Source organism: Novosphingobium mangrovi (assembly GCF_022818885.1).
Classification (GTDB): Bacteria; Pseudomonadota; Alphaproteobacteria; order Sphingomonadales; family Sphingomonadaceae; genus Novosphingobium; species Novosphingobium mangrovi.
In genome coordinates this window covers 38,417-56,966 of the sequence record NZ_JALHAT010000021.1, presented here as the reverse complement: position 1 = coordinate 56,966, position 18,550 = coordinate 38,417, and the positions used below count along the sequence as shown (strand labels likewise).

The 18,550-nt window shown below is 66.8% G+C and carries 14 protein-coding genes; 11 read left to right on the top strand and 3 right to left on the bottom strand.

The window, feature by feature from the left end; genetic code table 11:
• Positions 1 to 323: 323 nt before the first annotated feature.
• Together MTR65_RS12425 and MTR65_RS12420 are read right to left on the bottom strand one after the other, a co-directional pair.
• Positions 324 to 887, bottom strand: coding sequence for a hypothetical protein (locus MTR65_RS12425; protein ID WP_243800635.1), 564 nt, complete (start codon positions 885 to 887; stop codon positions 324 to 326).
• Between the two features lie 240 nt (positions 888 to 1,127).
• On the bottom strand, positions 1,128 to 2,171 hold the full coding sequence (locus tag MTR65_RS12420) for a rod shape-determining protein (RefSeq protein ID WP_243800632.1): 1,044 nt from the start codon (positions 2,169 to 2,171) through the stop codon (positions 1,128 to 1,130).
• 264 nt (positions 2,172 to 2,435) lie between these two features.
• On the opposite strand from MTR65_RS12420, the gene MTR65_RS12415 reads away from it, so the two are divergent.
• The 7 genes from MTR65_RS12415 (at position 2,436) to MTR65_RS12385 (ending at position 11,008) form a co-directional block, all read left to right on the top strand.
• Positions 2,436 to 3,338 carry a 3'-5' exonuclease gene (locus MTR65_RS12415; RefSeq protein WP_243800631.1) on the top strand — a complete coding sequence of 301 codons (903 nt, stop codon included), beginning with the start codon at positions 2,436 to 2,438 and terminating at the stop codon, positions 3,336 to 3,338.
• A 195-nt stretch (positions 3,339 to 3,533) separates the two neighbouring features.
• Positions 3,534 to 5,591, top strand: a complete 2,058-nt coding sequence (locus tag MTR65_RS12410; RefSeq protein ID WP_243800630.1) for a PQQ-dependent dehydrogenase, methanol/ethanol family — start codon at positions 3,534 to 3,536, stop codon at positions 5,589 to 5,591.
• A gap of 54 nt (positions 5,592 to 5,645) precedes the next feature.
• Positions 5,646 to 6,986, top strand: a complete 1,341-nt coding sequence (locus MTR65_RS12405; protein WP_243800627.1) for a spinster family MFS transporter — start codon at positions 5,646 to 5,648, stop codon at positions 6,984 to 6,986.
• Between the two features lie 120 nt (positions 6,987 to 7,106).
• On the top strand, positions 7,107 to 8,198 hold the full coding sequence (locus tag MTR65_RS12400; RefSeq protein WP_243800626.1) for an NAD/NADP octopine/nopaline dehydrogenase family protein: 1,092 nt from the start codon (positions 7,107 to 7,109) through the stop codon (positions 8,196 to 8,198).
• Position 8,199: 1 nt separating this feature from the next.
• Positions 8,200 to 9,228 (top strand): 3-hydroxybutyryl-CoA dehydrogenase, encoded by a 1,029-nt coding sequence (locus MTR65_RS12395; protein ID WP_243800624.1) that lies wholly within the window; start codon positions 8,200 to 8,202, stop codon positions 9,226 to 9,228.
• Positions 9,225 to 10,598, top strand: coding sequence for an FAD-binding oxidoreductase (locus MTR65_RS12390; RefSeq protein WP_243800622.1), 1,374 nt, complete (start codon positions 9,225 to 9,227; stop codon positions 10,596 to 10,598). The genes MTR65_RS12395 and MTR65_RS12390 overlap by 4 nt, the downstream gene beginning before the upstream one ends.
• Positions 10,595 to 11,008, top strand: coding sequence for a c-type cytochrome (locus tag MTR65_RS12385; protein WP_243800620.1), 414 nt, complete (start codon positions 10,595 to 10,597; stop codon positions 11,006 to 11,008). The genes MTR65_RS12390 and MTR65_RS12385 overlap by 4 nt, the downstream gene beginning before the upstream one ends.
• Before the next feature lie 55 nt (positions 11,009 to 11,063).
• Here MTR65_RS12385 and MTR65_RS12380 read toward each other — a convergent pair whose 3' ends face one another.
• The gene (locus MTR65_RS12380; RefSeq protein WP_268739423.1) at positions 11,064 to 12,017 is read right to left on the bottom strand and encodes an AraC family transcriptional regulator; all 954 of its coding nucleotides are present in this window, start codon (positions 12,015 to 12,017) and stop codon (positions 11,064 to 11,066) included.
• 274 nt (positions 12,018 to 12,291) lie between these two features.
• Here MTR65_RS12380 and MTR65_RS12375 point away from each other — a divergent pair, with 274 nt between their 5' ends.
• The 4 genes from MTR65_RS12375 to MTR65_RS12360 all read left to right on the top strand — a co-directional run bounded on the left by MTR65_RS12375 (position 12,292) and on the right by MTR65_RS12360 (position 18,477).
• Positions 12,292 to 13,794 (top strand): aldehyde dehydrogenase family protein, encoded by a 1,503-nt coding sequence (locus MTR65_RS12375; RefSeq protein ID WP_327194333.1) that lies wholly within the window; start codon positions 12,292 to 12,294, stop codon positions 13,792 to 13,794.
• Positions 13,795 to 14,084: 290 nt separating this feature from the next.
• Complete coding sequence (locus MTR65_RS12370; RefSeq protein ID WP_243800617.1) at positions 14,085 to 16,394, top strand: TonB-dependent receptor; 2,310 nt, start codon at positions 14,085 to 14,087, stop codon at positions 16,392 to 16,394.
• Positions 16,394 to 16,927: a hypothetical protein gene (locus tag MTR65_RS12365; protein ID WP_243800616.1), complete on the top strand. Its 534-nt coding sequence runs from the start codon at positions 16,394 to 16,396 to the stop codon at positions 16,925 to 16,927. The genes MTR65_RS12370 and MTR65_RS12365 overlap by 1 nt, the downstream gene beginning before the upstream one ends.
• Positions 16,924 to 18,477: a GMC family oxidoreductase gene (locus MTR65_RS12360; protein WP_243800609.1), complete on the top strand. Its 1,554-nt coding sequence runs from the start codon at positions 16,924 to 16,926 to the stop codon at positions 18,475 to 18,477. Before MTR65_RS12365 ends, MTR65_RS12360 begins: the two co-directional genes overlap by 4 nt.
• Positions 18,478 to 18,550 lie beyond the last annotated feature (73 nt).

Below are 18,550 nucleotides of genomic sequence, written 5' to 3'. Positions count from 1 at the left end.
TCCGGCAGGCCGCAGGTGCAGCCCTCTATTCGGATGGCCTTTGCGAAAGCGGGTGGACGCCCCTCGACGCCCACTATGTGATATTGCGAATTATTCGCACCAGCTATCGCGAGCCATTTGCAGTTGCAACAATCCAGGATGAATAGAGCAAATCCATTTTTGCACGGGGCGTGCCCGGTCTGCGGCAAGAGGGCGCGCGAGGCATCGGGCCGCGCGCGCTAAAAGCGGCTCGTCCGGCAGGCGTGACAAGCCAGCCCAGGCAAGGGGCCAGGTTGGAATGGATCGCGGAGCCGGCAGCCTTGGCCGCGCCGGCCTATGCGGTCTTACCGATAGGTGCGATTGGCCTCGTAGGCTTCGACTTCAAGCGGCATCCTGGCGTGGCCGTAGGTCTGCAGCTCCTGCATGTAGCGCTGCACGTAGGCATCGAAACTCGCACTGCGTTCAATCTGGGCGACGTGGACCAGTTCGTGCGCCAGACTGGGCCGATCCAGCGTGAACCCGTCGCGCACCCAGATGGTATATCCGAAGGCCTGCGCGTTGTTGGTAATGCCGGGCCCGATGAAGCCGAGGCTTTCGCCCATCTTGCGCATGGCCTCATCGTGCGTCGGGAACGGAACGGTCTCGACATGGACCAGACGGACCTTCTCGGGGTGCGCAATGCCGACCTGCCGTGCAAGTTCGAACTGCTCGGCCGTCAGCGGTGTTCCGCGCGCCTGCCCTTCGGCTTCGATGCCTTTCGCCCAGGCGGCGTAGCTGGCGAGAAATTCGGCGTGGGCATCAGCCTGCTTGCCCGACACCTGCGCCTCGTGGTTCGTGGTTGCTGCAAAGCCGGGCGTAGGGGCCGCGCACAGGAGGCTGGCCGCGATCAAGCCCCAGGCGGACGCCATCCTGCGACGCGTGGTCGTACGCATCTGCCGAGTGGACAGGATCTTTGGGCTCTCACCAAACGTCGTCACGGGCCAATTCCTCCTGGTGTCCTTGCGCCGAGCCCCCATCGGCGGTGCCGAACGTGGTAGCGGACAGGCGCAATTCCTCAAGCGCCCTGTCCGCATTTTCCAGAGAGGTCGCACAAGCCCGAGGGCGATGGCCCTGGACGTATCCTTCTGACCTTGTGCGTGAGTGCGCGATCAGGCTTCGCTCAGGACGCCCTGATAGACCGTGTCCTCCAGCGCGCGGCCAGCGCCTTCGGCTACGCAGAAGAGCGCGTTTTCGGCCACCACAACGGGAAGCCCCGTCGCCTGCGAAAGGGTGTCGGCAAGGTCGGTCAGGAGCGCGCCGCCGCCCGTCATCACGATGCCCTGCTCGATGATGTCGGCGGCCAGTTCAGGCGCGGTGTTCTCCAGCGCGTTGAGCACGGCCTCGACGATCTGGTTGACCGGCTCGGAGATCGCCTCGGCGACTTCGGCCTGGCTGATCTCGATCTCGGCGGGGACGCCGCGCACCAGGTCGCGGCCCTTGCACTGCATGGTGCGTCCCCGTCCTTCGGCTGGCGCGCGGGCGGTGCCGATCTGGATCTTGATGCGCTCGGCGGTCACTTCGCCGACCATCAGGTTGTGCTTGCGGCGGATGGCCAGCGCGATCGAATCGTCGAGCGTGTCACCGCCCACGCGCACCGAGGTGCTGTAGGCAAGACCGCTGAGCGAGAGGATGGCGACTTCGGTCGTCCCCCCGCCGATGTCGACGACCATGCCGCCGATGGGCTCGGTCACGGGCATCCCCGCGCCGATGGCGGCGGCCATCGATTCCTCGATGATCCAGACCCGCGAGGCGCCCGCCGACTGGGCCGCATGGCGGATCGCGCGGCGCTCGACCGGGGTGGAGCCGGCGGGCACGCAGATCGCGACGGCCGGTCGGCGCAGCAGGCGCCCCGGTCGGCCGTGGGCCTTGCTCATGAAGTGCTTGATCATCTGCTCGGCCACTTCGATGTCGGCGATCACGCCGTCGCGCAAGGGGCGGATCGTCTCGACGTTTTCCGGCGTCTTGCCCATCATCAGCTTGGCCTCGTCGCCGATCGCGCGCACGCGGCGAATGCCGCCGCGCGTCTCCAGCGCCACCACCGAGGGTTCGTTGAGGACGATGCCCTTGCCGCGGACATAGACAAGCGTGTTCACGGTTCCCAGGTCGATGGCCATGTCGTGCGAGGGAAAGGCAAACAGATCTGATAGGCGCATTCGGGTGATCAATCTTCCACAAGGGGCGCGGCTGTGGTGCCGCGGCGGCTGCAGGCAGGTTCCGGTCGGCGGTCCGGAGCGAGGCGCCGCTGTTGGGTAGCGGCAGGGGCTGCGTCAACGTCCCTTGCGCCCGACCGTCCGCTGGACGCGACCACTGGCCTTGGCATCTGTCCAGCATGTCCGGGCGCGGGGCACGTCCGGCCTGTTCCGCTTTGGTGCAAGATAGCCTTTCCTCGCAGCATGGGGGGCGCTATCGCCCCGGCGATGTCCAGTTCTGCGCTCCTGTCGTCCCAGACCGAATTCGAGCGGGCCGCCCGCTTTCTCGAGACGAGCCCCGACTACCGCGTTCTGCGCAAGTTGCAGAGCGTGCGGGGCTTTCACGCGCCCCGGCCCGGGGTGGAGACGCGCGTGGGGGTGGCGGTCGATGTCGAGACGACCGGTCTTGATCATGAGAGCGAGGTCATCATCGAACTGGCCGTGCAGCGCTTCCGCTTCGATGCCGAGGGGCGCATCGTCCAGGTCGGCCAGCCGCGTGTCTGGCGCGAGGATCCGGGCCGCGAGCTCGACCCGCGCATCACCCAGCTTACCGGGCTGACCAACGCGGTTCTCAAGGACGAGGCGATCGACGATGAGACAGCCGTCGAGATCCTGGGCTCGGCGGACCTCATCGTCGCGCACAACGCCGCCTTCGACCGCCCCTTCGTCGACAAGCGCCTGCCCGCGCTTGCGGGCAAGGCCTGGGCCTGTTCGATGGCCGAGCCCGACTGGCTGGAACTGGGCTTTGATGGCCGGGCATTGGCGCATCTCGTGTTCCAGTGCGGCTGGTTCTACGAAGGCCACCGCGCGGAAAACGACATCCTCGCGCTGATCTACCTCCTGGCCCACGACTTGCCTGAGGGGCGCACCGTCCTTGCCGATCTCGTTGCGCGCTCCGAGGCGCCCAGCTACCGCGTCAACGCGGTGGACGCGCCGTTTGAGTCCAAGGACAGGCTGAAGGCGCGCGGCTACCGCTGGAACGCGGTGCTGCGCTTCTGGTCGCGGGAGATTCCCGAGGCCGAACGTGCCGAGGAAGAGGCCTGGCTGCGCGCGGAAGTCTACACCACCGGGCGCGGGAGCCCGGCCTTCTTCACGGTCACCGCGAACGAGCGTTATACGCCCTCCACCTGAGCCCGGCCTGGCGGATCAGCCTGTCGGTTTCGTGCCAATACCGGCTTTGCGCTTCGCCTTGCGCATAGTTCGCCCCGGGCCTTGCGGCCTAGCTTCCCTCCCTTGCGGCACGTGGCCGCGACAGGGCAGCGAGCGGGAGTGCGCGTGGGGCAGGACAGGGTGCGAAGCAGGGCGAAGGGATGGGCCAGCGGTCTGATGGCAGGAGCGGCAGCATCGCTCCTAGTCGCGTTGGCCGGATGCAGCTTGCAGGGGCGCACGCCCGACTACGTGAACTGGGCCAGCCATGGGCTCGACGGCGGGGAGACCCGTTTCAGTCCGCTCGATGCCATCACCCCGGACAACATTGCAGACCTGGGCGTTGCCTGGTTCGCTGATTTCGACACGCGCACCTTGCGCGGGGTCGAGGGCACGCCGCTTGTGGTCGATGGCGTGATGTACGCGACAGGTGCCTGGAGCAAGGTGCTCGCGCTCGATGCGGTGACCGGGCGCAAGCTCTGGGAGTACGATCCCGAGGTGCCCGGCAGCGCCGCGCGCGATGGGTGCTGCGGTGTCGTCAACCGGGGCGTCGCCTACCATGAGGGGCGCATATATCTTGGCGCCTTCGACGGACGGCTCATCGCGCTCGACGCTGCGACCGGCACCGTTGTCTGGCAGGTCGATACCACCGAGGGGGACAGGCCCTACACCATCACTGGCGCTCCGCGCGTGGTGAAGGGGCGCATCGTGATCGGCAACGGCGGCGCGGAATACGGCGTGCGCGGCTATGTCAGTGCTTACGATGCCGCGACAGGGGAGCGGGCCTGGCGCATCTACACCGTGCCCGGAGACCCTGCGAAGGGCTTTGAAAGTCCCGCCATGGAGATGGCCGCAAAGACCTGGAGCGGGGAATGGTGGAAATATGGCGGGGGCGGCACGGCCTGGGATTCGATGGTCTACGACCCCGAACTCGACCTTCTCTATATCGGTGTCGGTAACGGCGGGCCGTGGAGCCGCGAGGTGCGCTCGCAAGGGGAGGGGGACAACCTCTTCGTCTCCTCGATCCTCGCGGTGCGGCCCGAGACCGGCGAATATGTCTGGCACTTCCAGGAAGTGCCGGGTGATGAATGGGATTACACCGCCACCCAGCACATGATCCTCGCGGACATGGAATGGGAGGGACGCCCCCGCAAGGTCTTGATGCAGGCGCCCAAGAACGGCTTCTTTTACGTGCTCGACCGCGAGACCGGGGAGTTTCTCTCGGGCGCGCCTTACGTTCCCGTCACCTGGACCCGGGGGCTCGATCCCGAGACGGGCCGCCCGGACATCGTGCCCGCCGCGCGCTACAGCGAAGAGGGTGCGCCGTTCCTGGGCATGCCCTCGCCCGCAGGTGGGCATAGCTGGCAGCCGATGAGCTACGATGCCGCGACCGGCCTCGTCTACTTCCCGACCGCCGAGATCCCTTATGGTTATGTGGCCGGGGACGCGGGAGCTTTCACGCTCGATCCGCGCGGGTGGAACACCGGGCAGGACGAGGCGAAAAGCTCCATGCCCGAGGACCCCGAGGTACGAAAGCAGATCGCAGCCATGATGAAGGGCGCACTTGTCGCGTGGGATCCGGTCAAGGGCGAGCGAGCCTGGTCGGTGCCGATGGATACGCCCTGGAACGGGGGCGTCCTCTCGACCGCAGGCGGCCTTGTGCTCCAGGGCAATGCGAGCGGCGAATTCGTCGCCTACGCTGCGAAAGACGGTCGCAAGCTGTGGGCGCGCCAGATGGGCTCGGGCATCGTCGCGCCGCCGGTGACTTACGCGGTGGACGGCGTGCAATACGTGTCGGTCGCGGTGGGCTGGGGTGGTATCCTGCCGCTCAATCTGGGCGTGGCGCTGAAGGACGCGATGCGCCCGCGCGTCAACCGTGTGGTGACTTTCCGGCTTGGCGCGGACGGCGAACTGCCGGTCCCGGCGGCGGCGCCCGAAGCGCCCGTCGCGCGCATTGCCTCGGACGCCAGCGCGGCGACGGTCGCGCAGGGACGGCACCTTTACCACGTGCGCTGCTGGATGTGCCACGGCGACACCGTGGTCAATCGCGGGGGTATCCCGGACCTGCGCGCCTCGCCCGCAATCACGGACGCAGGCGTCTTTGCCGCCTTCGTGCGCGAGGGCGTGGCCGAGCCGCGCGGCATGCCCGACTTCGGGAAGGAACTGGATGCGCAGGAGACCGAGGCGATCCGCGCCTACGTCATCAAGCGCGCGAACGACCGTGCGGGCGCGCGCTGAGGCTGAACCATAACGCGCCCTGACAGGGGGCGAAGCACACGAGGGGACAGGGGCATGGCAAGCATCGGCGAAGACGGCGCGCATTCGGCGGCGAGGGGACAACCGTCTCAGAACGGCTGGTACGTCGTCGGGATCTGCATGGTGGCCTATGTCCTCTCGTTCGTGGACCGCCAGATCCTGGCGCTGATGATCGGGCCGATCCAGGCGGACCTGGGCATTTCCGACACCCAGTTCGGCCTCCTCCATGGCCTGGCCTTCGCGATCTTCTACGCGACCATGGGCATTCCTCTGGCCAGCCTTGCCGACCGCGTATCGCGCCCTCTCGTCATTTCGGTCGGGATTGCGGTGTGGAGCGCGGCAACGCTCATGTGCGGGCTGGCGCGCGGGTTCACCCAGCTGTTCATTGCGCGCATCTTCGTGGGCGCGGGCGAGGCGGGCCTTTCGCCTGCAACCTACTCGCTGATCAGCGACCTGTTTCCCAGGGAGCGGCTGGGGCGGGCCTATGCAGTCTACTCGATGGGCTCGTTCCTCGGCGCAGGGTTGGCCTTTCTGGCGGGCGGTGCGGTCATCGCGGCGGTCGGCGGGATCGGCGAGGTTTCTCTGCTGGGCCATCCCCTGCGCGCCTGGCAATTGGTCTTCCTGATTGTCGGCGCGCCCGGGTTCCTCCTCGCCGCGATCATGGCGCTGAGCGTGCGCGATCCGGGCCGTTCGGGCGGGGCGGCACAGGTGCCCGGCCTTCCCCGCGTCCTGGCCCACATGGGTGTGCACCGGGCGATCTATATCCCCCACGTCGTGGGCTACACCTTTGCGGCGATGGCCCTGTTCGCGCTGCTGGGTTGGGCCCCCGCTCTGCTCATGCGCACGCAGCACCTGGGCGCGGGCGAGGCGGGCGGCTGGCTTGGCATGATCGCGCTTGTCTTCGGGGTGGGCGGTGTGCTCGCCAGCGGCTGGATCATGGATGCGCTGACCCGCAAGGGGCATCTCGCCTCGCCCTTCACGACGGGGATTGTGGGCGCGGTGGGCACGCTTCTCTTCGCCGCACTCCTGCCGTTTGCCGATGGCTTTGCGGCTTTGATCGCGGCGCTGTGCGGGCTCATGTTCTTTGCCTCCTTTCCCATGCCGCCCTCCACCGCGGTCATGCAGATGGCCGCGCCCCCTGCGATGCGCTCGCGCGTCTCGGCGATCTTCCTGTGCAGCAATTCGCTGATCGGATCGACGCTGGGGGCGCTCTTCGTCGGCCTGCTCAACGACCGGGTGTTCGCAGGGCAGGGCGGGGGCGCGGCCGGCGCTGGCGTGGCGGCCTCCCTCGCCTGCGTGACCGGCGGGGCGGCGCTGGTCTGCGCGCTTGTGCTGAGCCGTGGCTGCGCGCCTTTCGCCCGTCTTGTGCGCAGCTGAGAGAGCCCTTGCGCGACGCCCTTTGCTGCGGATTTCGCACCCCGCCTGCCGATAGCGAATAGAGCCCGCAAGGACCTTCGCCCAAGATCGCTCCTGTAAGCGATCAGGAAGGAAATACGAATGCGCGTTGCCGTTCTGGGCGGGGGGCACGGGTGCTATGCCGCCGCCGTCGAAATGAGCGAAATGGGCCATGAGGTCTGGTTCTGGAGGCGCGATGCCGAGGCCTTCGGGCCGGTGCTGGAAACCGGTGCGATCAAGGTGAAGGACCACAAGGGCACGCGCGAGGTCGTCATCGCCCATCCCACGACTTCGCTCGAGGAGGCAATCAGCCAGGCCGAAGTGGTGATCATTCCGCTGCCCGCGACGACCCACGAGAACCTGGCCGAGGCTTGCGCGCCCTACTGGAAGGATGGCCAGGTCGTGTTCCTGCCGCCCGGCACGCTGGGCTCCCTCGTCTTTGCCCAGGCCGCCCGCGCGGCGGGCAATCGGGCCGATGTCAGCTTTGCCGAAACCGGTACGTTGCCCTATCTCGTGCGCAAGCACGGTCCCGCCGAAATCGTCATCAGCGTCTACGCGACGCGTCTGCCGACGGGCGTGTTCCCCGCCCGCAACGCCGCGCGCGCGATTGCCTTGTTGCAACAGGTCTACCCCGCGGTCGAACCCATCGAGGATGCGCTGTCGGGCGGGCTGATGAACGCGGGGCCGATCATCCACCCCCCGCTGATCCTGATGAACGCCGGGCCGCTGGAGCATTTCCCGGCCTGGGACATCCACAACGAGGGAACCCAGCCTTCGATCCGCGCGGTGACGAGCGCGCTCGATGCCGAGCGCATGGCCCTGCGCGAGGCGCTGGGCTACGGCGCGCCGCACTTCCCGCTCGCCGACCATTACCATGCCGGGCCGCAGGACGGCGAGGAGTGGATGTACGGCTATGCCGCGCACGAAAAACTCACCGACAGCGGCGACTGGCGCGAGAAGATCGACCTGCAGAGCCACCGCTACATGGTCGAGGACACGCGCCTTGGCCTCAGCATGATTACTTCGATCGCGCGCTGGGCCGGGCACGAGGCACCGCTTGCCTCGGGCCTGCTGGCGATGGCGAGCGCGATCACGGGTCGCGATCTCTACGCCGAAGGGCGCACCCTGGAGCGCCTGGGCCTCGCCGAGCTCGACCGGGCGGCGATGACCACCTACCTGCGCGAGGGGATCTGATATGGCAGGTAAGCACAGCGCACCGCTTTCACCGGCCAGCATCGGGCCCGTGGCTGCGGTGGGGGCCGGGCGCATGGGGCGGGGCATTGCTATCGCCTTTGCCGCCATCGGCGTGCCGGTGACGCTGGTCGATGCCAAGCCCCGCGACGCAGAAGCGCTGGACACCCTGCGTACAGCGGCGATGGCCGAGATCGAGGCGGACCTTGCTTTCCTGGTCGCGCTAGGGCTCATCGACCGGGCAGGCGCGGAAGGCGCGCTCGAGCGCGTCGCCTTTGCGGGGCGCGACGCGGCCGGTGAGGCCCTGTCGGGCGCGTCCATCGTCTTCGAGGGCGTGCCCGAGACCTTGGAGGCCAAGCGCGAGGGCTTCGCCTTCATCTGCGCGCACGTGGCACCCGACTGCATCATCGCCTCGACCACTTCGACCATCGATCCCGAGGATCTTGTCGGCATGGTCGAGGGGCCGGAGCGATTTCTCAACGCGCACTGGCTCAACCCGGCCTATCTCATGCCGCTGGTCGAGCTTGCGCCCTCCTCGCTCACCGATCCCGATGTCGTTGCGCGCCTGAAGGCCGTGCTCAGCGCGGCGGGCAAGGTGCCCATCGTGTGCCGCAATGCGCCGGGCTACATCGTCCCGCGCATCCAGGCATTGGCGATGAACGAGGCGGCGCGCATCGTCGAGGAAGGCATTGCCAGTGCCGAGGACGTGGACCTGGCCGTGCGCACGGGCTTTGGCCTGCGCTTTGCGGTGCTGGGCCTCCTTGAATTCATCGACTGGGGCGGGGGCGACATCCTGTTTCACGCCAGCAACTACCTTTCCGACAAGGTCGATGCGCAGCGCTTTGCGGCCCCCGAAATCGTTTCGCGCAACATGGCCGAGGAACGCCGGGGCCTACGCGATGGGGCAGGCTTCTACGACTACGCGGGCGTCAACGCGGAAGCCTACCGCGCCGGGCGGCTGGGCGATTTTGCCGCGCTCCTGCGCCTGCGCGGGCTGGTGCCGCCCTTCGTGCACGGAACCTTGCCCGCATGATCCTGGCAGCCCTCCGCGCGGCGCTGGGCGAGGCGCAGGTGCTGGGGCCCGAGGCCATCGCACCGCGCTATTTCGATGACGAGACAGGGGGCACTCCTGGCGCGCCAGTAGGACTGGTCCGTCCCGGCTCCACCCGCGAGGTGTCCGAGGTCCTGCGCCTGTGCCATGCGGCGGGGCAGGCCGTGGTGGTGCAGGGCGGACGCACTGGGCTCACCCGTGCGGCGCTGCCGCGAACGGGCGAAGTGGTGCTCTCGCTCGAACGGTTGAACCGGATTGAGGACGTGGACGCGACGAGCGGCACGATGACGCTGGGAGCAGGTACCGTGCTGCAGGTGGCGCAGGATGCCGCGGCAGAGGCCGGCTGGCGCCTTGCTGTCGATATCGGCGCGCGCGGCAGCTGCACCATCGGCGGGATGATCGCGACGAATGCGGGCGGGCACCAGGTCTTTCGCCACGGCATGATGCGCGCCCACGTGCTCGGGCTGGAGGCGGTCCTGGCCGACGGCAGCGTGGTCAGCGCCATGCAGCCCATGCTCAAGAACAACACCGGCTACGACTGGAAGCATCTCCTGATCGGGGCGGAGGGTACGCTGGGCGTGGTGACGCGCGCGCTCCTGCGTCTGCAACCGGGCGTCGCGGGCCATGAAACAGCCCTTTGCGCACTTCCCGATTACCCCGCGCTCGTGCGCCTGCTGGCGCTGCTGCAAGCGCGTCTAGGCCCGCGTCTCGCCTCGTTCGAGGCGATGTGGGATGACTTTCTGGCGCAGGCCATTTCCGTTTCGGACCTGCGCGCGCCATTCGAGCAGGCTTGGCCCTGTTGTGTCCTCGTCGAGACCGAGGGCCCCGAGGACGGCGCGCTGGGCGCCGCGCTCGAAGAGGCCATGGCGCTAGGCCTCCTGGGCGATGCGCTGCTGGCGCAGTCCGGTACTGAGCGCGCCCGGTTCTGGGCCTATCGCGACGCAATCGGCGAGATCACCCGCACCATGGCTCTGTTCGAGCCGTTCGATGTCGGCGCGCCAACCGCGCAGATCGGCGCGCTGGTGGCAACGATCCGGGCGCGGTTGGCGCAGGAACTGGGCCTCACGCGGATGGTCTGCTTTGGCCATGTCGCCGATGGCAATCTGCACATTGCGCTCGAACTGGCGCGCGAGGAGCAGCGCCACGCCGCCGAGGCCGTGATCTACGCCGCGGTGCGCGAGGCGGGAGGAACCGTCTCGGCCGAGCACGGCATTGGCCTGCTCAAGCGTGGTTGGCTCGGCCACACGCGCAGTGCCGACGAGATCGCGCTGATGCGGCGCCTGCGCGGCGCGCTCGACCCGCACACCATTCTCAATCCCGGACGTATTTTCGACATGGAGCCCCCGCGATGATGAAGCCCCCCCTTTCGTCTCTGCCCCGCATTGCGCCTGCTCTCGGGCTTGCGCTTGCGGCGCTGTGTTTGTCCGCCGGTCCGGCCCAGGCGGGCGAGGAAACCCTGGCGGAGGGCAAGGCGCTGTTCGGCGCGCGCGCCTGTTCGGCCTGCCACTCGCTTGAAGCGGGGCGCAATCTCAATGGGCCTTCGCTTGCCGGTGTTGTCGGGCGCGCGGTCGGCTCGGTGGAGGGCTACCGCTATTCACCGGGCCTGGCCGAGGCCAAGGGGGCCTGGGACAAGGCGCGCCTGGATGCCTGGCTTGCCGACCCGCGCGCGATGGTGCCGGGCACCCGCATGGCGATGAAGGTTCCCTCGCCCCAGGAACGCGCGAAGATCATCGCCTACCTCGCCGCGGTCCCAGAGCGCTGAGCGCAAGGTGCAAGGGCGGTCCGACATGAACGCGGACCGCCGCATTTCGGGATTCTCAGACGCGGTGGTTGCGCAGCGTTTCGGATGGGCTGCATCCGTACTGCTGGCGGTAGTACTGCGCATAGCGCCCGAAATTGACGATGCCGCAGTCGAGCATCATCTCGGTCACGCTGCCTTTGGGATTGCCGCTGGCGAGCGTTGCGTGCAGCTTTTCGAGCCGATGGCGGCGCACGTATTCGACCGGGGTCTGGCCCAGGAACTGGCGAAATCCGGTCTGGAGACTGCGCACGCTGACCCCGACCTGGATGGCAAGGTCGGCGACCGAAATCGTCTCCTCGATCGAATCGTGGATGATCTCGCGTGCGCGGCGCACGTGCCAGGGCGCGACGTCGTTGCCGTGCAGCGCAATCTGGTCGGAATAGGTGTTGCAGTAGTGATTGAGCAGCATCTCGACCATCAGCATCGCGTACTGGCGCTGGGTGTGCTGCACCGACATCAGCCCGGGGGCGAGCTCCATCTGCAGGATCAGATGCTGCAGCAGGTTGCGCCAGACCTGGGGAAGTTCGCGCCCCTTCTGGTTGCCGGGATGGAACAGCACCGGGCGGTTGACCGGAATGTGGAGGCACTTGGTGAGGTAGTCCTCGAAGGCGCTGGCCGCGATGCGCACGGTCAGGTTGCGCGATTCCTCGGTCATGTGGATGCGCGTCGTGTGCCCGGGGCAGGTGATGTAGAGGTTGTCGGGCTGGATGATCCCATGGACGCCCTCGGACCAGACCGAGGTATTGCCCTGGATCGCAGCGTGAATCAGGAAATGGGAATCGAGATCGATCGGATCGATCACGACTTCGGACCCGTACTGGATATCGACCAGTTGTGTCTCGGCGACGTTCATGCAGCGAAGCCGCACGTTCATGGCGCCCGGATTGCTGATGTCCAGATCGTGCGGCGCCAGTCTTTTTCCTACGAAGTCAATAATCTCGTCTTTGTCTTTGGATCTGAAGTCGCGCATCGCGGCGCGCTTCGAAATGCCAGTCGAACTTAGCATGACTCCTCCCTGCCGCCCTTCCGGGCAGTCAAATCATTGAGACAGTACTATTTCTGATTCCCCACTTATGGCCTCAGGATGTTGGAATAAATTGAAAAGTCAAGTGTTCTGTCTTGGGTCCTTTCGCGCGACTTCGCTGCCAATTCCGGTTCCTGCCTGCGCGATCTGAATAGCGGTCGGGGGACTTCGCGGCCTAGCTCGGGACATCACGTTTCTTCGAGTTTGTTGCGGAGTCCATATGAGCAAGATGATCGACCAGAAGACCCTTCTGTCCGAGGCCACCCGTGCCTTCGTCTCGGCCCCCAAGGGCATGCTGATCGACGGCGAATGGTGCGCGGCGCAGTCGGGCCGCACCATCTCAGTGAGCGATCCGGCCACGGGGCTGGAGATTACCAGCGTGCCCGCTGGCGGCTCGGCGGATGTCGACAAGGCGGTGGCCGCCGCGCGGCGCGCCTTCGAAGGGGACTGGGCCAAGGTGCGCCCGGTGCAGCGCGAGCGCCTGCTGCTCAAGCTTGCCGACATGCTGGAAGCGCGGGCCGACGAGTTTGCCGAACTGGAGACGCTCGACAACGGCAAGATCCTGATGATGTCGCGCCATGCGGACCTCAACCTCGCCATCGATTCGCTGCGCTACATGGCGGGCTGGGCCACCAAGATCGAGGGTACCACGATCTCGCCCTCCTTCGCTTACGTGCCCGACGTCCAGTTCACCTCCTACACCCTGCGCGAGCCGGTGGGCGTGGTCGGCCAGATCATTCCCTGGAACTTCCCGCTGGTCATGGCGATCTGGAAGATTGCCCCGGCTCTGGCGGCGGGCTGCACGGTCGTGCTCAAGCCCGCCGAGGACACACCGCTCAGCGCGCTGCGCCTGGGTGAGCTGATCTGCGAGGCGGGCTTCCCCGAGGGCGTCGTCAACATCGTCACCGGCGATGCCGAACCCGGCCAGGCGCTCGTCGACCATCCCGATGTCGACAAGATCGCCTTCACCGGTTCGACCGAAGTGGGCAAGATCATCCAGCAGCGCGCGGCGGGCACGATGAAACGCCTGTCGCTCGAACTGGGCGGCAAGTCTCCGGTCGTGATCCTCAAGGACGCGGACGTCGAGATGGCTGTGCAGGGCGCGGCGCAGGCGGTCTTCTTCAACCACGGACAGGTCTGCACCGCCGGCTCGCGACTCTTTGTCGAGCGCCCGCTCTACGACGCGGTGATCGAGGGGCTGGCCCAGGCCGCCGACAGCTTCACCGTCGGCTCGGGCTTTGATCCCAATTCGCAGATGGGCCCGCTCATTTCGGCCACGCAGCGCGCCCGCGTGCAGTCCTATCTCGACAAGGGCAGCGCCGAGGGCGGACGGCTCGTTACCGGTGGTGAGACAATCGATGGGCCCGGCCACTTCCTGCGCCCGGCGGTCTTTGCAGATGTGCGCCCCGACATGACGATCTACCGCGAGGAGATCTTCGGTCCGGTGCTGGCCGCCACGCCCTTCGATGACCTCGACGAGGTGACGCGTATGGCCAACGACAGCGCCTATGGCCTGGGGGCAAGCGTGTGGACCGGCAACCTGCAGCTTGCCAACCGCTTCGTGCGCACGCTCAAGGCCGGCAACGTCTGGGTCAACGCGCACAACCTGCTCGATCCGGCGGTGCCCTTCGGGGGCTACAAGATGTCGGGCTATGGCCGTGAACTGGGCCATGCGGTGCAGAACCTCTACACCGAATCGAAGTCGGTCACGATGCCGCTGTGAACGAACGGGGCATCGCTGGCCCAGGAGGGCGCGCTTCCGTAAGGGAGCGCGCCCTCGCGTGTTTTGCGAAGCCGCGCGCGCGGCAGGCGGGCTCGCCGATCGCCGTGACGCGAACCGGTCTGTCGGGTGGTTGAGGGGGATTGGCGGCTTTTGTTCCCAACGCGCACATTGGCTGCGCAATCCGAATAGCCGCCCCTCCCGCTTGGTGACAGCTTCCCCTGCAAGGACCGGCGCGAAGACCGGCGATGTTCGCAGGACTCTTTTCCAAGGCATTCAAGGGGGAAATATTCATGGCTCGATCACGTCGCCGCGCGCGCCACCTGTCCGCATTTCGGGCAGGCACCAGTGCTTTCCTATCTATTGCGGCTGCCTCGCTGGCGCTTCCGGCCTGCGCGCAGGAAGCGCCGCAGGCCCAGGCCCAAGCTACTGCCGGGCTGGAGGTGATTACCGTCACCGCGCGCAAGCAGACCGAAGACCTCCAGTCCACGCCGATTTCGATCACGGCTTTCAGTGCCGAACGGCTTGAGGCGCAGGGGATCACCCAGATCAACCGCATCCAGGATTTCACGCCCAACCTCACCTTTGCCAACGTCCCCTCGAACAGCGGTATTGCCTCGAACGCGGCGGTCTACATCCGCGGCATCGGCCAGAGCGACTTCGCGCCGACCACCGAGCCGGGCGTGGGCATCTACATCGACGGGGTCTACCTTGGACGCACGGCGGGCGGCGTGTTCGATCTCATTGACGTCGCCTCTGTCGAGGTTCTGCGCGGGCCGCAGGGCACGCTGTTCGGGCGCAACACGGTGGGCGGCGCGATCAACCTGACGACGATCCAGCCCGACGAGACGCTGCGGGTGAAGGCCGATGCCAAGTACGGCACCGACAACCTCGTCAACCTGCGCGCGATGATTTCGGGCCCGCTGACCGAAGGGCTCTACGCCAAGATTTCGGGCGGGCTGTTCAGCCAGGACGGCTATGTCGATGCGCCCGAACTGGGCACCACGTTCGGCAACAAGGACAGCAAGATGGTGCGCGGCGCGCTGCGCTTCGCACCTGTCGGCAGCCGCCTCGACGTGACGCTGGCCGCCGACTACACCCGCGACAAGAGCAATGGCGCTCCGGTTGTCGTGACCGGCATGGACCCGAACGCGATGGACGGCTTTGCCGTGCTCAACAATCTCATCGCCAGCGGCATGACCGATCCGGGCTACTGCCTGACCCCGGCGCAGGCGAACAACACCGCCTGCTACAACTCGCGCCTGTTCAGCCGCGACACCAACTACTCGACTGGAGAGACCTTCTCCGACCTGGAACTGTGGTCGGCCTCGCTGACCGTGTCCTACGACCTCACCGACGAGATCGAGGTCAAGTCGATCAGCGCCTGGCGCCGGATCAACGGCACCTTCGCGCAGGACCGCGACGGCTCGAACCTCGACATCAACTACGTCTACGACGACTTCAAGCAGAAGCAGTTCAGCCAGGAACTGCAGCTGGTGGGGAGCGCCCTGGACGGACGGCTCAACTGGGTCACGGGCCTCTACTACTTCACCGAGTCCGGGCGCGACATCAACCCGATCGACTTCCTCGTCGTCCACGCCCAGTCGGGCGGCTATTATGACTACGAGAACTGGGCCGGCTTTGCGCAACTTGGCTACGAGGTGGTCGATGGGCTGACCCTGACCGGCGGACTTCGCTACACCGACGACAAGAAGTCGTTCCTGCCCGATCAGTACGTGATCGAGGGTCTGGCCCCGTTCGTGACGCTCCCTCCCGGCACGCGCCTTGCGCCGTACGAGTGGGCCGACAACAACGTCCAGAAGTGGACGCCGATGGTCAACGCGTCCTGGGAAGCGACGCCCGACCTCATGCTCTATGCTACCTACTCGCAGGGCTTCAAGGGCGGTGGCTACACCCAGCGCGTCTTCCCGCCCGAGGAATCGCTGCCCAGCTTCCGCCCCGAAACGGTCGATTCCTACGAAGCCGGCTTCAAGCTCATGGCGCTCAACAACATGCTGCGCCTCAACGGCTCGGCCTATTATGCCGACTACAACGACATGCAGCTTCTGGTCGCCGACGCGACCCGTGTCGGCCCCTTCTTCACCAACGCGGGCAAGGCGCGCATCCAGGGCTTTGAACTGGAGACCAACTTCGCGCCGGGCAATGGCATTCGCCTCAACGCGGCACTGGGCCTGACCGATGCAGACTACAAGGAACTGAACGAGGGCGTGCAGGGGCTCACTCTCGACAGCAAGTTCGTGTTCGTCTCCAAGTGGACGGCTAGCGCGTCGGGCGAGAAGGACTTCGACCTTGGCACTTCGGGCACGCTCACGCCGCATGTCGACTGGTCCTACCGCTCGGGCTTCTTCACCAATGCGAACGGCATCAACACGCCCGAACTCTACCAGCCGGGCTATAGCCTGTTCAACGCGAACCTGCGCTGGCGCGATGCGGACGAGCACCTCTCGCTGACGCTGGGCATCGACAATATCGGCGACAAGAAGTTCCGCATCTTCGGCGACTACCAGCCCTCCTTCGGCTTCTTCATGCAGGGCTTCGACCGCGGCCGGCAGTACTACGCCAAGATCGGGTACGCGTTCTGATGGCGGGGGCGGACACGCAAGCCGGCCTTGCACGGCGCCAGGTTCTGGGGCGGATCGCGCTTGGCGCGGTTCTTCCCGCCCTGGGAGGGCTGGCCACGCCGCTGCAGGCGGCCGAGCTGGACACGGAGGGCCCGGGCGAGCGGGAAACCAGCGCGGCGCTGCTGCGCCAGATGTTCCCGCATGGCGCCCTCACGCCCGCCTTCTACGACGAGATGGCGGGGCGCTATCTGGAGGAACTGGCCGCGCGTCCCGACGCGCTTGCCGAGCATCGCCGGGGCCTTGCCCTGCTCGATGCCTCCTACATCGCGCCTTTCGCGCAGCTTCCCGCCGTCATCCAGCGCGCGCTGGTGGCCCGCGTCGATCAGGAACCGTTCTTTACCGCCTACCTCATGCGCGGGGCTGAACTCGTCTACCGCGACGCGCGGGTCTGGGACGAACTCGGCTACGAGGGCTCCTCGGTCGAATACGGCGGCTATCTCGACCGGGGCTTCGATGACATCGACTGGCTGCCGGGTGCAGGAGAGATGCAGTGACGACCTATTCGCTGGAGGACAGTTCGGTATTCGTGGTGATCGGGTCGGGCGCGGGCGGCGGCGTGCTCTCGCGCGAGCTGGCGAGCCGGGGACACAAGGTGGTGTGCCTGGAAGCCGGGCCCCGCCTGACGCTTGGCGATATCGTCAACGACGAGACCGAGATGTTCAACAAGCTCACCTGGCTCGACCCGCGCATGGCGACCGGCAAGCCCGATCCCAGGTTCCCGGTCTGGGGCTGCAAGACGGTGGGCGGCACGACCATGCACTGGACCGGTGCCTGCCCGCGCTTCGAACCGCACGAGATGCGCGCGCGCAGCACTTATGGTGATATGCCCGACACCACGCTGGTCGACTGGCCGGTCAGTCCCGAGGACATGGCGCCCTGGTACGACAAGGCCGAGATACGCATGGGGGTAACCGGCACGCACGGCAATCCGCATCTGCCGCCGGGCAACAACTACAAGGTCCTGGAAGCGGGCGCGCGCAAGTGCGGCTATACCGACATGGACACCCACAACATGGCGATCAACTCGGTCGCGCGTGATGGCCGTCCCCATTGCCGCCAGCTGGGGTTCTGCACTTCGGGCTGCGCGCTGGGCGCCAAGTGGTCGACGCTCTACACCGAGATCCCGGCCGCCGAGGAAACCGGCAACTTCGAGCTGCGCCCTGGGTGCATGGTGACAGGGCTCGAGGTCGGCGAGGACGGACGTATTGCTTCCGTCACGTACCTGCATGAGGGGCAGAGCGTCACGCAGAAAGCGCGCGCGGTCTCGATCGCGGGCAACGTGGTGGAGACCACCCGGCTCCTTCTCAACAACCGCTCCGAGCGCCATCCGGATGGGCTTGCCAATTCGAGCGGCCTCGTCGGGCGCAACTACATGCGCCACTTCACGATCCAGGTCATGGGGGTGATGCCGGGCAAGGTCCATTTCTACCGCCAGACCCACCTGGCGGGCGTCGTGCGCGACGAGCGTGCGCACCGGCCCGAGCGCGGCTTTGCCGGGGGCTTCCTCATCTCCACGGTGCCCTTCACGCCCGAGGTCCTGGCCAAGAACATGCTGGTCGGCGGCTGGGGCCGCGACCTCACCCGCGTGCTCGACAAGTACGAGTACCTCGCAGGGATGCTGCTCACGGGCGAGGACCCGCCCCAGCGTTCCAACGCGATCACGCTGCACCCCGAGGCGCGCGATGCCAACGGCCTGCCGGTCCCAGTGATCCACTACGAGGACCATCCCAATACCATCGCGATGAAGGAATACGCCTGGAAGGCGGGCCGCCGCATCTACGAGGCGATGGGCGCCGAAGAGATCGTGGAGATGGGCGATTACATCCCCGCCACCCACAACATGGGTACCGCGCGCATGGGCGAAGACCCCAAGGCCAGCGTGTGTACCCCCTATGGACGCACCCACGATGTCGCCAATCTCTTCGTCTCGGACGGCAGCCTGTTCCCCACTTCGGGCGGCTGCAACCCGACGCTCACCATCGTGGCGCTGGCCATGCGCCAGGCCGAGCACATCGATGGCGAACTTCGCGCCGGCCGTCTCTGATCCGCAAGCTCGAGCCTGCCCGCCGCGCACCTTTACGCGGCGGGCTCTTTCGGCGCGGTTTCGGGGCGGCTTC

Coding starts and splice junctions, on each gene's coding strand:
- MTR65_RS12425 (WP_243800635.1), bottom strand. CDS start 887: ATGGCGTCCGCCTGGGGCTTGATCGCGGCCAGCCTCCTGTGCGCGGCC.
- MTR65_RS12420 (WP_243800632.1), bottom strand. CDS start 2,171: ATGCGCCTATCAGATCTGTTTGCCTTTCCCTCGCACGACATGGCCATC.
- MTR65_RS12415 (WP_243800631.1), top strand. CDS start 2,436: ATGTCCAGTTCTGCGCTCCTGTCGTCCCAGACCGAATTCGAGCGGGCC.
- MTR65_RS12410 (WP_243800630.1), top strand. CDS start 3,534: ATGGCAGGAGCGGCAGCATCGCTCCTAGTCGCGTTGGCCGGATGCAGC.
- MTR65_RS12405 (WP_243800627.1), top strand. CDS start 5,646: ATGGCAAGCATCGGCGAAGACGGCGCGCATTCGGCGGCGAGGGGACAA.
- MTR65_RS12400 (WP_243800626.1), top strand. CDS start 7,107: ATGCGCGTTGCCGTTCTGGGCGGGGGGCACGGGTGCTATGCCGCCGCC.
- MTR65_RS12395 (WP_243800624.1), top strand. CDS start 8,200: ATGGCAGGTAAGCACAGCGCACCGCTTTCACCGGCCAGCATCGGGCCC.
- MTR65_RS12390 (WP_243800622.1), top strand. CDS start 9,225: ATGATCCTGGCAGCCCTCCGCGCGGCGCTGGGCGAGGCGCAGGTGCTG.
- MTR65_RS12385 (WP_243800620.1), top strand. CDS start 10,595: ATGATGAAGCCCCCCCTTTCGTCTCTGCCCCGCATTGCGCCTGCTCTC.
- MTR65_RS12380 (WP_268739423.1), bottom strand. CDS start 12,017: ATGCGCGACTTCAGATCCAAAGACAAAGACGAGATTATTGACTTCGTA.
- MTR65_RS12375 (WP_327194333.1), top strand. CDS start 12,292: ATGAGCAAGATGATCGACCAGAAGACCCTTCTGTCCGAGGCCACCCGT.
- MTR65_RS12370 (WP_243800617.1), top strand. CDS start 14,085: ATGGCTCGATCACGTCGCCGCGCGCGCCACCTGTCCGCATTTCGGGCA.
- MTR65_RS12365 (WP_243800616.1), top strand. CDS start 16,394: ATGGCGGGGGCGGACACGCAAGCCGGCCTTGCACGGCGCCAGGTTCTG.